At 63.8% G+C, this 13,832-nt stretch carries 14 protein-coding genes and 2 tRNA genes; 4 read left to right on the forward strand and 12 right to left on the reverse strand.

Annotation, left to right across the window (positions count from 1 at the left end):
• Positions 1-41: 41 nt before the first annotated feature.
• The 7 genes from map to OSH12_RS24305 all read right to left on the reverse strand — a co-directional run bounded on the left by map (position 42) and on the right by OSH12_RS24305 (position 4,342).
• Positions 42-839 carry a type I methionyl aminopeptidase gene (gene map / locus OSH12_RS24275; protein WP_266346224.1) on the reverse strand — a complete coding sequence of 266 codons (798 nt, stop codon included), beginning with the start codon at positions 837-839 and terminating at the stop codon, positions 42-44.
• On the reverse strand, positions 836-1,048 hold the full coding sequence (locus OSH12_RS24280) for a ParD-like family protein (protein ID WP_266346225.1): 213 nt from the start codon (positions 1,046-1,048) through the stop codon (positions 836-838). Before OSH12_RS24280 ends, map begins: the two co-directional genes overlap by 4 nt.
• 130 nt (positions 1,049-1,178) lie before the next feature.
• The gene (locus OSH12_RS24285) at positions 1,179-1,370 is read right to left on the reverse strand and encodes a Trm112 family protein (protein WP_266346226.1); all 192 of its coding nucleotides are present in this window, start codon (positions 1,368-1,370) and stop codon (positions 1,179-1,181) included.
• Positions 1,371-1,379: 9 nt separating this feature from the next.
• Positions 1,380-2,057: an LON peptidase substrate-binding domain-containing protein gene (locus OSH12_RS24290; RefSeq protein WP_266346227.1), complete on the reverse strand. Its 678-nt coding sequence runs from the start codon at positions 2,055-2,057 to the stop codon at positions 1,380-1,382.
• A gap of 11 nt (positions 2,058-2,068) precedes the next feature.
• Positions 2,069-3,025, reverse strand: a complete 957-nt coding sequence (gene trxA / locus OSH12_RS24295) for a thioredoxin (protein WP_266346228.1) — start codon at positions 3,023-3,025, stop codon at positions 2,069-2,071.
• Between the two features lie 53 nt (positions 3,026-3,078).
• Positions 3,079-3,597 (reverse strand): prolyl-tRNA synthetase associated domain-containing protein, encoded by a 519-nt coding sequence (locus OSH12_RS24300; protein ID WP_266346229.1) that lies wholly within the window; start codon positions 3,595-3,597, stop codon positions 3,079-3,081.
• Positions 3,598-3,739: 142 nt separating this feature from the next.
• Positions 3,740-4,342 carry an outer membrane protein gene (locus OSH12_RS24305; protein WP_266346230.1) on the reverse strand — a complete coding sequence of 201 codons (603 nt, stop codon included), beginning with the start codon at positions 4,340-4,342 and terminating at the stop codon, positions 3,740-3,742.
• A gap of 291 nt (positions 4,343-4,633) precedes the next feature.
• Between OSH12_RS24305 and OSH12_RS24310 the strand changes: the two genes are divergently transcribed.
• Positions 4,634-4,708: transfer RNA gene (locus tag OSH12_RS24310), tRNA-Gly, on the forward strand.
• Positions 4,709-5,349: 641 nt separating this feature from the next.
• A tRNA-Gly gene (locus tag OSH12_RS24315) sits at positions 5,350-5,424 on the forward strand.
• Positions 5,425-5,529: 105 nt separating this feature from the next.
• Here the strand turns inward: OSH12_RS24315 and OSH12_RS24320 are convergent.
• The 5 genes from OSH12_RS24320 to OSH12_RS24340 form a co-directional block, all read right to left on the reverse strand.
• A complete protein-coding gene (locus tag OSH12_RS24320; RefSeq protein ID WP_266346231.1) occupies positions 5,530-6,618 on the reverse strand; it encodes an ABC transporter ATP-binding protein in 1,089 nt (362 codons plus the stop codon).
• 10 nt (positions 6,619-6,628) lie between these two features.
• Positions 6,629-7,474 (reverse strand): carbohydrate ABC transporter permease, encoded by an 846-nt coding sequence (locus OSH12_RS24325; protein WP_266346232.1) that lies wholly within the window; start codon positions 7,472-7,474, stop codon positions 6,629-6,631.
• A gap of 4 nt (positions 7,475-7,478) precedes the next feature.
• Positions 7,479-8,435, reverse strand: coding sequence for a carbohydrate ABC transporter permease (locus tag OSH12_RS24330; RefSeq protein WP_266346233.1), 957 nt, complete (start codon positions 8,433-8,435; stop codon positions 7,479-7,481).
• Positions 8,436-8,444: 9 nt separating this feature from the next.
• The gene (locus OSH12_RS24335; protein ID WP_266346234.1) at positions 8,445-9,551 is read right to left on the reverse strand and encodes an enolase C-terminal domain-like protein; all 1,107 of its coding nucleotides are present in this window, start codon (positions 9,549-9,551) and stop codon (positions 8,445-8,447) included.
• A gap of 239 nt (positions 9,552-9,790) precedes the next feature.
• Complete coding sequence (locus OSH12_RS24340) at positions 9,791-11,041, reverse strand: extracellular solute-binding protein (protein WP_266346235.1); 1,251 nt, start codon at positions 11,039-11,041, stop codon at positions 9,791-9,793.
• A 154-nt stretch (positions 11,042-11,195) separates the two neighbouring features.
• Here OSH12_RS24340 and OSH12_RS24345 point away from each other — a divergent pair, with 154 nt between their 5' ends.
• Positions 11,196-11,864, forward strand: a complete 669-nt coding sequence (locus OSH12_RS24345; protein ID WP_266346236.1) for a GntR family transcriptional regulator — start codon at positions 11,196-11,198, stop codon at positions 11,862-11,864.
• A gap of 305 nt (positions 11,865-12,169) precedes the next feature.
• The gene (locus OSH12_RS24350) at positions 12,170-13,807 is read left to right on the forward strand and encodes a methyl-accepting chemotaxis protein (RefSeq protein ID WP_266346237.1); all 1,638 of its coding nucleotides are present in this window, start codon (positions 12,170-12,172) and stop codon (positions 13,805-13,807) included.
• Positions 13,808-13,832: the final 25 nt, after the last annotated feature.

Below are 13,832 nucleotides of genomic sequence, written 5' to 3' on the forward strand. Positions count from 1 at the left end.
AGCGAGATCCTCAACGCGGCGCATCCTGGCGCCGCGTTGAATTAGCCAGCTGCAGCAACAAGCCGGTTGATAGATCCCGACCCCAGTTCGTCAGGACGCAGCGTCAGCACCGACACGCCGGACGCTGTCACGGCGACGGTGTGCTCGAACTGCGCGGAAAGCGACCCGTCCTTCGTCACGACCGTCCAACCGTCCGCTTCGGTGCGCACGCTCCGTCGGCCACGATTGAGCATCGGCTCGATGGTGAAAACCATGCCTTCGCGGAGGGTAAGGCCGGTTCCCGGCTTGCCGTAATGCAGAACCTGCGGTTCCTCATGCATCTCCCGACCGATGCCATGACCGCAATATTCGCGCACCACGGAATAGCCATTTCGCTTGGCATGTCGTTCGATCGCCCAGCCGATGTCTCCGAGCCGCGCGCCCGGGCGAACCGCCCGGATGCCCATCCACATGGCTTCTTGGGTGGTCTGGACCAGCTTCCGGGCGGCCGGATTTACCGCGCCAACGAGATAGGTTTTGCTGGAATCCGCGATATAGCCGTTCTTCTCGAGCGTGATGTCGAAATTGACGATGTCGCCGTCCCGAAGCACGTCGGATTGCGAGGGAATGCCGTGGCAGACCACATCGTTCACCGAAGAATTCAGCACAAAACCATAGCCATATTGCCCCTTGCTCGCGGGGCGGGCCTGGAGGTCGTGAACGATGAAACGTTCGACCATGTCATTGATCTGAAGGGTTGATTGGCCGGCCAGCGCGGTCCGGTCCAGCAACCCGAACACCGACGCCAGCAGCCGGCCGGATTCGGCCATGAGCGCTAGTTCGTGGGGCTGCTTCGTCATGCTTCGCTCATGGCCAGCGAGGGAACCGAGACGCCTGCGGAATTCAGTTCGCGCTGGATGATTTCCGTGAAGCTGAGCGTCGGATTGGTCTCGCACAGCATGCCGACCTTGATCCAATAGGCGGCCTGCGCATTGATCGAGCGACACGATACCTTGCTCGCCCTGCGCAGCTGCTCATGCAGATCGTCATCGATGTTCACGATGCCCATCGGGATCTTCCTATATATGGTTCGTATATGAAGCGTGTATATACGAACCATATATAGAAAGCCAAGGGGCACCAAAGCGCCTCAGCTAGAGAGCGTGCGGCTCAGCAGCGGTCCATGCGGATGAGGGCCTCTAGAACGGCCGGGCTTCGTCCGGGAGCATGATCGGGATGCCGTCGCGGATGGGGTAGGCGAGCCGCGCGGCGCGGCTCACCAGTTCCTGGCGCTCGGCATCATATTCCAGCGTCGTCTTGGTCAGCGGGCAGACCAGAAGCTCCAGGAGCTTGGCATCGACCCGGCTGGCTTCGCGCTCGATATGAACCATGACCGGCTCCTATTGCAGCTGTGACGAGGCGTTTCCATCACCACGCCGCGCCAGCGACACTTCCGTCAGCGCGATCAGCGTTTCGGCGCGGGTGCGAAGATCCGGCGCCTCCAGCAGCGCCTGCTTCTCGGCCATGCCATAGGGGCTCATCATCGACAGCGCGTTGACCAGCGTCTCGTTCGACGCCTTCTCGATGCTGTCCCAGTCGGCTTCGAGCTGGTTGGCGTCGAGATACAGGCGGAAAGTATCGAGCAGATGGCTGCGATCGACGGTGTCGGCCCCGGCGTCCTCGACGAAATCCGACGGGAAGTCGATCGCGCTGACCCGGCAGCGGCGGAAGCCCGATTCAGGCTCAACCTCTTCCAGGATACGGAAGCGGCTGACGCCGGTCAGGCAGATCATGTAGCGCCCGTCGCCCGTCTCCGAATAGGAGGTGATGCGCCCGGCACAGCCGACCGCGAACAGCTCCGCCGCGTCCTCGCCGTCCTCCGTGACCGTCATCGGCTGGACCATGCCGATGATGCGGTCGCCCGCCATGGCATGGTCGATCATTGCCATGTAGCGCGGCTCGAAGATGTTGAGGGGCATCTGGCCGCGCGGCAAAAGCAGCGCTTCTGGAAGCGGAAAGACGGGAATCAGGTCGGGAAGGTCGTTGGGACCTTCATAGGTGGCATTGCCTGCCTGCATCCGAATGGGCCTTACGAGAACAGAAGGGAAGAAAGGCGGCGGCGACCGTAGAGCGTAGCTTCGTCCATCGGACCCCATGCCTCGAAGAACTGCACGAGCTGCTTGCGGGCCTTGTCATCTTCCCAACTGCGGTTCAGCCGGAAGATGTCAAGGAGCTGGTCCGCCGCATCTTCGCGCTGGTCCTTGGCGTTGAGCAGCAGGGCGAGGTCGAAGCGAGCATCAAAATCCTTCGGATCGGCCTCGACGCGGGCGCGAAGCTCGCCTTCCTCGCCGAGATCGGCCGACTGGTCGAGCAGAGCGATCTGCGCGCGAAGGGCCGTGACGCCCGGATCCTTGGCTTTCTCATCCGGCAAAGAATCGAGCAGTTCGCGGGCCGCGTCGACATTGCCGGTGGCAACATCGCAGCGCGCCAGGCCGAGGTGTGCCTTGAAGGTGTCGGGCTCGGCCGCGAGGATGGCCGCATAGACGTCGGCGGCTTGCGCGAAATTGCCCTGCTCGACCAGCGCGTCGGCTTCGGCAAGGGCTGCCTCGAGCTCGGCGCCGCCGGCGGGGCCCGCCACGCGCTCGATGAATTCCTTGATCTGGCCTTCGGGCAGCGCGCCCATGAAGCCATCGACCGGACGACCGTCGACAAAGGCGATCACGGCCGGAATCGACTGGATGCCAAGCTGGCCGGCAATTTCGGGATGGTCGTCAATGTTCATCTTGACGAGGCGCACGGTGCCGCGCGCCTGCTGGACGACCTTTTCGATCACCGGCGTCAGCTGCTTGCACGGGCCGCACCAGGGCGCCCAGAAATCGACGAGGACCGGCTGGCGCCGCGATTCTTCCAGAACGTCCTTGGCGAAGGTCTGGGTCGTCGTGTCCTTGATCAGCGCGTCGGCGGCACTGGCGCCTTGGGCGGCGGTCGCGGCGCTATCGCCGATGCTGAAGCTGGGCTGGTTCATGCGGATTGCCTCAATCGTCAAGGGCCGGCTCCGCGCCGGCGCGTCGGCCAGAACATGGCGCTTCGATCCCGGTTTTACAAATCCGGATTGGCGGAAGCATCGGAAAAGTCGAGCAGAAGCGGATCGTGCCCGGTAGCGCCCAGGAAGGCCAAGAGGTCTTTCGACGCGATCGTCGTCGTCGCCGTGTTGACGAGCGGGTGGAAGTTGACCGCGTCAGCGCCGGCGAGCGCCCTGTCGAGCACGACCCGGATCTGCGCTTCCCTGTCGTTGAGGACGCCAAACGGCGTCACCGAGCCGGGCAGCACGCCAAGCAGGCTTTGCATCAATTCCGCCGATCCGAACGAAACCCGGCCGGAGGCGCCGATGCGCTCATGCAGCCGCTTCAGGTCGATCACCGCTTCCTCTTGCGCCACGACGAGGAACAGCGCGCCCTTCTTGTCCTTCAGGAACAGGTTCTTGCTGTGCAGCCCCTCGATGGCGCTGCGCAGCCCCTGCGATTCCTCGACCGTGTAGAGCGGCGGATGGTTGACGGTAGTCGTCTCGATGCCGAGGTCTTCGAGAAAGGCGAACAGGTCGTCCTGGCTTGCCGGCATTCTTGTCTCGCTGGTTGGTGTCTCCGGGTGGAGGCTTGATGAAGCATGTCATGGCCGGGGCGACAAGCGGCGGGGGAGAACGCCTCGCGCAAAAGAAAGCCCGGCGCGAGGCCGGGCTTTCCTGTCGTCGGGATCGTGCCGATCAGAACTTGAAGTTCAGGCCGGCCGTGACCGCGTGAGCGGTGGCGCCGCCGTTGACGACCGGATCGAAGTTGCCGATGTCCTTCTCGCCGAGGTCGACATAGTCGTATTCGAGGCGAGCGGTCAGGTTCTTGGTGAAGGCGTATTCGACGCCGGCACCGGCCGTCCAGCCAACCGCCCACTGGCTTTCGTCGGCGAACTTCAGGTCGCCATAGGCAACGCCGCCCTTGGCGTAGAGCAGGAAGTTGTCCCAGGCATAGCCGGCGCGGACCGTGGTCTTGCCGAGCCAATCGAGCTCGGCGATGTCCGACAGCGACGAATAGGCGATGTCGGTTTCGACGCCGATCACCCAGTGGTCGATCTGGTAGTTGTAGCCGGCCTGCGCGCCGACGAGGCCGCCGGTGCCGCTCAGGCCATCGAGATCGCCGGTGAAGTCGCCAAACAGCGCGCCGCCATGCACACCCACATAGAAGCCGGTCCAGTCGAAGGCGGCTTCGGTGATGACGGGCGCGGGCGCCGGAGCGGGCTCGTAGGTGAGGTCGGCGGCCGATGCGGCGCCGGTGAGCGCGATCAGGGCGGCGCTGGCGAGAAGAAGCTTGTTCATGATGAACCTCAAGAGATGCGAGCCCGGGCCAATACGCACCCGAAACTCCTTATCTCAGCCACCCCTGGCTTACCCGTGAAAGCCGGGTAGCACGCACATCCCGACCCGACGAGTCCTGAGTCGAATCGGACGCTGCGGAAGGCGGGATTCGTGGGTGCGCTGCGGTAAAAAGGTCGCTCATCGTGGCGGACCGGTGGCAGCTTTCTGTCCCAAATCGGGACGAAAAAACCCGCTTGCAATCGATGGGAGCTTCGGCCATAAGGTGCGCACGCCGGCGGTGCCGGGGGTTAAGCGGGTGTAGCTCAGGGGTAGAGCATAACCTTGCCAAGGTTAGGGTCGAGCGTTCGAATCGCTTCACCCGCTCCAATACTTCCGGTCACCCACCGGATGTTCAAAAAGGCCACGGTTTTCCGTGGCCTTTTTGCTTTTCAGGGCCGGTTTGCCTTCGTGCCCTGCGCAAGCGACTTCCGCTGGACTGTATTGCGCCGCTCTTCGGAGCCTTCCAGGCCGACCGCCCCTCACCGTCATCATCCTGAGGCGCTTCGCGTCAGCGACGCCGCGACGGAGGCTCCAGCGAAGCTCCCGAGTTGGCGGACGGGGCGCATGGCGGGATCCATTGGTTTCCGGGAGACGGCTTTCCCCAGACCCTCCTTCGAGGCCCGGCGCCGCCGGACACCTCAGGATGATGGTCGAGTTTTTGGATTGCGAGCCGGATATGCAGAACGAAGGACATGTTCTCGGCGAGGCATGTTGCGGGATACCCGGATGTCGATGATGCGAGGTCCGGATCTGTGAGAAGAGGGGCCTCGGCTTTCGACCAACCAGGCTTCCCGCCTGCCTGTTGCCCGCAGCTTTCACCCCACGATCCCTAAACCGCCTTCGATTTCCGCTGCAGGATTTTCCGCGATCGGGGGAGCCGTACGGGCGCCTGTGGAGAGTTGTCCGAACCCTTGCAATCGATCCGGGCTTGCGCCATAAGGTGCGCATGCAGGCGGTGCCGAGCATAAGCGGGTGTAGCTCAGGGGTAGAGCATAACCTTGCCAAGGTTAGGGTCGAGCGTTCGAATCGCTTCACCCGCTCCAATATCTCCGGTCACCCTCCGGAGTTTCAAAAAGGCCACGGTTCTCCGTGGCCTTTTTGCTTTTCGGGGTGCTTTTTGCCCGGCGAGCCGATCGCCAGGCGCAGCCTCACTCGATCCGGTCGCCCGACTGCGGGTCGAACAGGCTGATTGAATCGGGCTGGATCGAAAGCCCCAGCGTTTCGCCGGTCGAAACCGTCAGCTTCGGGCCGAGGCGCGCCGTGATCGTCTGGCCGCCCAGCGCCAGCACCACCAGCGTGTCGGGACCGGTCGGCTCGACGACGTCGATCGTGCCCGTCAGGTCGGGCGTGGAAGCGTTGGCCTGGAAGGATTCCGGCCGGACGCCGAGCACGACGTTGCGACCGGCAAGCCCATCGAGGTTGGCGGCGACGCGGGGCAGGCGGATCGTCGTCGGGTCTTTGCCATCCGTCTTCAGCACGATCGCGCCGTTCTCCTGTGCCAGCGTGCCGGTGACAAAATTCATCGAGGGCGAGCCGATGAAGCCGGCAACGAACATGTTGGCGGGCTTTTCATAGGTCGTCATCGGGTCGGCAAGCTGCTGGATCACGCCGCCCTTCATCACCGCGATGCGCGTGCCGAGCGTCATCGCCTCGATCTGGTCGTGCGTCACATAGACGACCGTGGTGCCGAGGCGGTTGTGCAGGCGCTTGATCTCGGTGCGCATCTCAGCGCGCAGCTTCGCGTCGAGGTTGGAGAGCGGTTCGTCGAACAGGAACAGCTCCGGCTCGCGCACGATGGCGCGGCCCATGGCGACGCGCTGGCGCTGGCCGCCGGAAAGCTGGCCGGGCTTGCGATCGAGCAGGTGATCGACCTGCAGCATGCGCGCCGCGCCATCCACCGCGCGCTTGCGCGTGTCCGTCTCGACGCCGCGCATTTCCAGTCCGAAGCCGATGTTCCGCTCGACCGGCATGGTCGGATAAAGCGCGTAGGACTGGAACACCATGGCGATGTTGCGGTTCTTCGGATGGACGTCGTTGACCTTCTTTTCGCCGATGAAGATCTCGCCTGCGGTCGGCGTCTCCAGCCCGGCGACGATGTTCAGCAGGGTGGACTTGCCGCAGCCGGAGGGGCCGAGCAGGACGAGAAATTCGCCATCCTCCAGCTGGAGGTCGATGCTTTGCAGCACATCGAGGGCGCCAAAGCTCTTGCGTACGCCGTTCAGCGTCAGTGTCGACATGGTGTTGTCCTCAACCCTTGACCGCGCCGGCGGTGATTCCGTGGACCATGGTCCGCTGCACGATGGCGAACAGGATCATGACGGGGATGATGCTGATGATGCCGCCGGCGGCGAGCACGCCCCAGGGCAGCTGGAATTCGCCGACCATCAGCTGCAGGCCGACCGGCCAGGTCCGCGAGCCCTGGCTGGTGGTGAGCATCAGGGCGAACAAAAACTCGTTCCACGCCGCGATGGCGACGAAGACGGAGGTGGCGACGAGGCCGTTGCGGGCGAGCGGCAGCACGATGCGGATCATGGCGCCAAGTCGGGTGCAGCCGTCGATGCGGGCGGCGCTCTCCAGTTCCTTGGGCGCTGCGTCGAAGAAGCCCTTCAGCATCCAGACGAACAGCGGCAGCAGGAAGCTCGTATAGGCGAGCGCCAGGCCGAAGCGGCTGTCGAGCAGGCCGATGCCGCGCATCAGGATGAAGAGCGGGATGATCATCAGCACGGCCGGGAACATGCGGATGACCAGATAGCCGAGCATCAGCGCGCCGCGACCGGGATAATGGAAGCGCGAGAAGGAATAGGCCGCGAGCGTGCCGGTGATCAGGCAGAGCACGACCGTGGTCGCGGTGACGACGAAGGAGTTGAACACCAGCGTCGGGAAGCCGGACTGGGTCCAGATCGCGACGTAATTGTCGAAGGTGATGCGCTTCGGGATGTACTGCATCGTCTGGGTGACGATGTCGGCCTCGTATTTGAGCGAGGTCAGCAGCGTCCAGACGAGCGGAAAGATGCAGAAGATCGTCAGGGTGATGAGCACCGCATAAGTGGCGATGTTCCAGCCAAGACGGGCGCGACGGCTTGTCGTGATCATGGGCTCAGTCCTGATTCACTTTGGAGACGCGCACATAGGCCCAGGCGAAAAGCATGAGCAGCACGAACATGACGACGGAAAGCGCGCCGGCGTAGCCGAAGTTGAAGTCCTTGTAGGCCTTCTGGAACGCGTAGAGCGACAGCACCTGGGTCGACTGGCCGGGCCCGCCTCCGGTCAGGATCAAGAGCAGGTCTGGCGAATTGACCAGGCCGATGACGCGCAGGATGACGGCTGCGGCAATGACCGAGCGCAGCATCGGCAGCGTGATCAGGCGCAATTGCCGGATCGGCCCGGCGCCATCGACGGAGGCCGCCTTGTAGAGATCGTCCGGAACGCCCTTCAGGCCCGCGAGCAGCAGCAGCGCGAAGAACGGAAAACCGTGCCAGGCCTCGACGAGGATGGCGGCGCCGAGCGCGGTCGAGGGATCGGCGAACCAGGCCTTGTAGGTATCCAGGATGCCGACACGCACGAGGATGTCATTGATGACGCCGAGGCGCGGGTCGAGCAGCAGCGCCCACATATGGCCGGCGACGACATTGGGCAGGAAGAAGGGCAGCAGGATCAGCACGCCCATGATCTTGGTGCCGGGCAGATTGCGGTTCAGCGCCAGCGCCGCGACAAGGCCGAGCCCGAATTCGATGATGACGGCGAAGGTGACCCAGACGGCGGTGTTGCGCAGCGACAGCCAGAACACCTTGTCGTGCCACATGGCGATGTAGTGCTTGAAGCCGACAAAGCCGGTGCCGAGATCCGGCCGGTTCAGCCGCATCTGGCGGAAGCTCAGCTGGAAGCCGTAGACGGTCGGATAGAGCACGACGGCGAGGATCAGGATCGCGCTGGGGACCAGCAGCAGATACATCCAGTACCGCGTTTCGGAGAGACGGCCGAGCGCCGCCGCCGGATCGAGCCGCCTCCAGACGGAGGGTGGATTCTGCGCCAGGGCTGACATGCGTTCGGCCATCTTGTTTCCTCAGACGATCAGGAGCGCGGTGCGCTCGAGATGAGCCCAGTCCGGCTCGAAGCCGAGGCCCGGCGTCGATGGCACGGTGATGTGGCCGTCGATAACCGGCAGCTCGGCCATGGTGGCGAGGCCGCGGATCTGCTCGCTCGACATCACGAGCTGCTCGTAGAAATCATTGTTCGGGATGGCGCCGCAGATATGCGCGTTGGCGACGCCCATGCCGTGCACCTGCGCCCGCATGCCATGCGATTCCGCCAGATGCGCCACCTTCATCGCGCCGGTGATCCCGCCCTTGTAGAAGGAGGAGGTGCGCATCATGTCGAGCGCGCCCATGTCTATCCAGGTGGCGGCGTTCCAGTGGCAGCCATCCGAAGTCTCGGCGGCGAGCACCGGGATTTCGAGCTGCTCGGTCAGCTTCACATAGCTCTTGAGGTCGAATTCGCGCATCGGCTCCTCGTACCAGAGGAAGCCGGCATCCTCGAGCTGGCGACCGAACCAGAGCGAGGTGACAAAGTCCCAGCCGGCCGAGCCGTCGAACATCAGGGGCGCGTCATCGCCGGTCCACTTGCGCAGATTGTGGCAGAGCTTGGCGTCCTGCTTGGCGTCGCCCCAGGCATGCAGCTTGAAGGCGGTGAAGCCGACATCCATGCACTCTTTAATATAGCGCTCGTACTCGTCCATCGTGTCCCAGGTGACGGTGGACGCATAGGCCTGCACGCGGTCGGAATTGCCGCCGAGCAGCTGATAGAGCGGCAGGCCGGCCTTCTTGGCCTTGATGTCCCAGGCAAGCTGGTCGATCAGGCCGAGATTGCGCATGTGCAATTCCTCGATCCGGTCGATTTCCCAGATCTTGGTCCACAGCCGCTCGGTCATCAGCGGGTTCTCGCCGATCAGTGACTTGAAGCGGCGGCGCGTCAGGCTGGCGATCGCCTCGCCGTCGCCGATCTTGATCGCGCCGGTGATGCCCTCGTCGGTATCCATGCGCAGGATTGCCGATTTCGGGCGCTGGTCGAGCGGCGTGCCGTCGCCGGAGCCGGCAAGGCCCTCGCGCCAGCGGAACGGATATTGCGGGTGATCGTCCTCGACGATGTAGGCGCGGATATCGGTGATTTTCACGGGTGGCTCCCGGCGTGATCGGCACGCCATGACGGATTGCGATGAGCGGTAGGGGTGGAGTTTCAGGAACGGTCCAGATGGTGCGTTGCCCTTACCTCTCGCCTCTAGGGAGAGGTCGGCTCGCAGAGCCGGGTGAGGGTTTAGGGAACCATCCGGAGAGGCCGTAAACCCTCACCCGCCGGCTATGCCGTCGACCTCTCCCGTGAGGCGAGAGGTGAAGGCTTTGCCGTGCAGGGGGACTACTTGGTCTCTTCGAGGCCGGCGATCATCTCGTCGACAGCGTCTTCCGCCGTCATCTGGCCGATCAGCACCTTCTGGAAGGCGGCAAGCACCGTATGTTCCGACCAGCCGGCGACGCCGACGAAATTAGCCGGCAGTCGACCGAAGGAGAGTGTCTCGACAGCCGGCGCATAGAGCGGATTCGACGCGATGCGCTCGTCCTTGACCACGGCGGCGTTGGCCGGGAAGTAGCCCGTCTTTTCGAGCAGCGCGAGGGCAGGCTCGGCCTGGCCCCAATAGCTGATCCAGTCCCAGGACGCGTCGGCGTTCTCTTCCTTCATCAGCGCATTGTAGAGATAGGCAAGGCGGGCGACGCGGGCGACAGGGCCGGCGGGAATCGCGAAGGTCTTGAACTCGACGCCCGGCTTGAGGGCAGCCGAGATTTCCTGGAACGAGCCGGTATGATGCCAGATCATCCCGGTCTGGCCGGTACGGAAGGCTTCCATGATCTGGCGATAGCCGTCGCCGGGCGCGCTTGGCGGCACGACCTTCTCGGTGGTGAACAGGCCGGCATAGAACTTGACCGCTTCGATCGCCTTGTCGCGGTCGAGGCCGATATTGCCCTCCGCGTCGACGACCGGCGCACCGAAGGACTCCATCATGTCGAGCACGTATTTCTGGCCGCCGGCGCCGCCGCGCATGCCAAAGCCGAAGCGGCCCTTGGCCGGGTCGGTCAGCTTCTTGGCGATGTCGACGAATTCGGCATAGGTGGTCGGCGGTCCGGCAATGCCGGCTTCCTCGAACCAGTCGGAGCGGTAGTAGCCCCAGTCGACGAAGGCAAAGGCCGGTACGCCATAAATCTTGCCTTCACGCGAGATACCGGCCCAGCGGTCGGCCGGGAAGTTCGCCTTTTCCGACCAGCCATCGACCCGCGCGGTAATGTCGATCAGGCCTTCCATCGCCAGCATGTCGGCCAGGCGCTCGGCCGTCACCATGGTGGTGTTCGGCCGGCTGCCGGAAACCACGGCGGCGGTGAACTTCGCCATGAATTCCGGATTCGGGATGTTTTCCTGTGTCACCACGATGTCGGGATTGGCCTTGGCGAAGGTTTCCATCACCGCCTTGAGCCCGGCGAATTCGGCCTGGCTGGTGAAGTGGTGCCAGTAGTTGATGTTGGTGGCGGCGAAGGCGCGCATCGGCGCAAGGGTGGCGGCGGCTGCCAGCGCGGCGGTGCCGGCCATCAGGCTGCGGCGGGTGATCTTGGCGACCATTGGTTTCCTCCCAGAGTGGTTCTGTGAATTTGGCCGCCTCTCCCGCAACCAAAATCTCGATCTGATTATTCACATTGCCAATCTGATAGCAACAGACTTGCTATTTCATATATGAAGAACGTGCTATAGATTTCGCCATCGAGGAGAACCAGACATGGCGCAGGCGGCAGAGGCCCCCACCAAGCTCAGTCAGATCGCGTATCAGCGCTTCAAGGAAGCGCTGTTTTCACGCCAGATTCCGATTGGCGCGACGGTTTCCCAGGGCGAGCTGGCGGAGCTGCTGCAGGTGCAGACCGGGGCGCTGCGCGAAGCCATGCAGCTGCTGGAGAAGGAGGGCTTCCTCACCGTCCTGCCGCGCTCCGGTATTCGCATCGTCAAGCCCGACATGAGCCATCTGAAGGACTGCTTCCAGATGCGGCGGGTGATCGAGGCCGAGGCGGTGCGCCGCTTCGCCGAGCGGGCGACGATGGTCGAGCTTGCCGACTGGAGGGTGCGGCACGAGGGGATCATCGAACTGGCGCGCGGTGGCACGGTCGAGTCGGCGCTGATCAAGCGCTCGGCCGAAGTCGACCAGGCGTTCCACGTGGCGCTGGTGGAAGGCACGCGCAACCCGCTGATGATTTCCGCCCATGCGCACATGATGGAGCAGATCGGCGTTATCCGGCTCGACAACATGTACATGCTGTCAGCGTTGGCGATCATCCAGACGATGCAGGAGCATCTAGGTGTCATCGCCGCTCTGGAAGCGCAGGATCCGGAAGCCGCCGTCACGGCGATGGACGCCCATCTTGCCCGCGCCATGCACCGCGCCATGGGCCTCTGAAGGCCGGCACTCCGGCGCCTGAGACTGGCAATCTAGCGTCGTCGTTCGGGGTTTTCCGGATCGGGGAATGAAAGCGGTCGCGGCGATGCTTTGGCGACGGCGCCATTTTCATCGCCGGCATTCCGTTTGTCTTCGCGCCGTATGTTCTGACCGAATTCGCAAGAGAGAAGAAAGGATTATGAGCTAGCGTCCGTCCTGGCCGATGGGGTTGACGCGGTTTGGCATGGGCGCTTCCGAATTGTGGACGGCAGCCCGGTGGAGCCGTGACGCCCTTTGATCTGTGCTTCCATGACGGAACAAGCTCGATGAAAAACCTGACCATACGTCAACGCATCCTCGGCAGTTTTGCAGCCGTCCTGGCGGTGATGTCGATCATGGCGGGACTCTCCTTCGCCTCGCTGGTCCGCACCGAGAACGAGGCGACGGCCATCGAGCGCAACACCATGCCGGGCCTGTTCTACAGCCTGAGGATGCGGGCCGGCTGGTTCGAGGCGCAGGCGCTGGTGCAGGATCTGGCGCTTTCCGACAATGATGCCGGTCGCGACGGGGCCGTCGCGGCGGTCTCGGCCAATGAGGACAAGCTGCGCGGCTTCCTGACCGCCTATGAAGGCTCGATCGATTCCAGCCAGGACCGCGCCAATCTCGACGACGTGAAGCGCTTGGCCGAAATCGTCTTCGCCAAGAAGTCCGATCTCGTCGCGATGACCCGCGACGGCCTTTCGGACGAGGCGCTGATCCGGCAGCGCGCGCTGATCAAGACCGATATCGAGCCGGCGATCGTCGCGGTGCAGGGCGCGCTGGCCAAGATGGTCGATTACAACAAGGACGAAAGCGACCGCGCCACGCGGACGATCCTGGCCAGCGCGCATGCGGGCAAGCTGATCCTGATCATCAGCTTCGCTTTCGCGATCGCGCTCTCGATCCTGCTGGCCTATCTGCTGTACCGCGCCGTCATGGGGCCGCTCGGCAAGCTCGTCGGCGCCGTCGAGGTCATGCGCCGGGGCGATTTCAGCCAGCGGCTGCAACTGGCGCAACGCGACGAATTCTCGACGCTCGCCGATGGCTTCAACGGCATGGCTGACGACCTCACGGGGCTGATCGGCCAGGTCCAGAAATCCGGCATCCAGGTCAACACGTCGATCACGGAAGTCGCTGCCACCTCGAAGCAGCAGCAGGCGACCGCCAACGAGATCGCCACCACGACGACGGAAATCGGTGCGACCGCCAAGGAGATCTCGGCGACCTCGAACGAACTCGTCCGCACGATGAACGAGGTGTCGACCGTGGCCGAGCAGACCGCCGGTTTGGCCGGCGGAGGTCAGGCCGGACTGCTCCGCATGGAGGCGACGATGCGCCATGTCATGGAGGCGGCCAGTGTCATCAACGCCAAGCTGGCGATCCTCAGCGAGAAGGCCGGCAACATCAACCAGGTCGTGACCACCATCACCAAGGTCGCCGACCAGACCAACCTCCTGTCGCTCAACGCCGCCATCGAGGCGGAAAAGGCCGGCCAGTATGGCCGCGGCTTCGCGGTCGTGGCGACCGAGATCCGTCGCCTTGCCGACCAGACCGCGGTCTCGACCTATGACATCGAGCAGATGGTCAAGGACATCCAGTCCGCCGTCGCCGCCGGCGTCATGGGCATGGACAAGTTTTCCGAAGAGGTTCGCCGCGGCATGACCGAGGTGCAGCAGGTTGGCGGCCAGCTGTCCGAGATCATCGAGCAGGTGCAGGGACTGGTGCCGCGCTTCGAGATTGCCAATGACGGCATGCAGGCGCAGGCGACCGGCGCCGGCCAGATCAGCGACGCGCTGTCGCAATTGAGCGAGGCGGCGCAGCAGACGGTTGAATCGCTGCAGCAATCGTCGATCGCCATCGACGAGCTGAACCAGGTCTCGAGCGGGCTTCGCAACAGCATCACCCGGTTCAAGTTGCGCGCCTGACGGCAGAAACGGGGCGGGGGCTGAC

The sequence above is a fragment of the Kaistia terrae genome (genome assembly GCF_026344005.1).
Lineage (GTDB): Bacteria > Pseudomonadota > Alphaproteobacteria > Rhizobiales > Kaistiaceae > Kaistia > Kaistia terrae.

Excerpts from the sequence above, each read along its gene's own strand:
- map (WP_266346224.1), bottom strand. The coding sequence starts at position 839 with ATGACGAAGCAGCCCCACGAACTAGCGCTCATGGCCGAATCCGGCCGG.
- OSH12_RS24280 (WP_266346225.1), bottom strand. The coding sequence starts at position 1,048 with ATGGGCATCGTGAACATCGATGACGATCTGCATGAGCAGCTGCGCAGG.
- OSH12_RS24285 (WP_266346226.1), bottom strand. The coding sequence starts at position 1,370 with ATGGTTCATATCGAGCGCGAAGCCAGCCGGGTCGATGCCAAGCTCCTG.
- OSH12_RS24290 (WP_266346227.1), bottom strand. The coding sequence starts at position 2,057 with ATGCAGGCAGGCAATGCCACCTATGAAGGTCCCAACGACCTTCCCGAC.
- OSH12_RS24300 (WP_266346229.1), bottom strand. The coding sequence starts at position 3,597 with ATGCCGGCAAGCCAGGACGACCTGTTCGCCTTTCTCGAAGACCTCGGC.
- OSH12_RS24305 (WP_266346230.1), bottom strand. The coding sequence starts at position 4,342 with ATGAACAAGCTTCTTCTCGCCAGCGCCGCCCTGATCGCGCTCACCGGC.
- OSH12_RS24320 (WP_266346231.1), bottom strand. The coding sequence starts at position 6,618 with ATGTCGACACTGACGCTGAACGGCGTACGCAAGAGCTTTGGCGCCCTC.
- OSH12_RS24325 (WP_266346232.1), bottom strand. The coding sequence starts at position 7,474 with ATGATCACGACAAGCCGTCGCGCCCGTCTTGGCTGGAACATCGCCACT.
- OSH12_RS24330 (WP_266346233.1), bottom strand. The coding sequence starts at position 8,435 with ATGGCCGAACGCATGTCAGCCCTGGCGCAGAATCCACCCTCCGTCTGG.
- OSH12_RS24340 (WP_266346235.1), bottom strand. The coding sequence starts at position 11,041 with ATGGTCGCCAAGATCACCCGCCGCAGCCTGATGGCCGGCACCGCCGCG.
- OSH12_RS24345 (WP_266346236.1), top strand. The coding sequence starts at position 11,196 with ATGGCGCAGGCGGCAGAGGCCCCCACCAAGCTCAGTCAGATCGCGTAT.
- OSH12_RS24350 (WP_266346237.1), top strand. The coding sequence starts at position 12,170 with ATGAAAAACCTGACCATACGTCAACGCATCCTCGGCAGTTTTGCAGCC.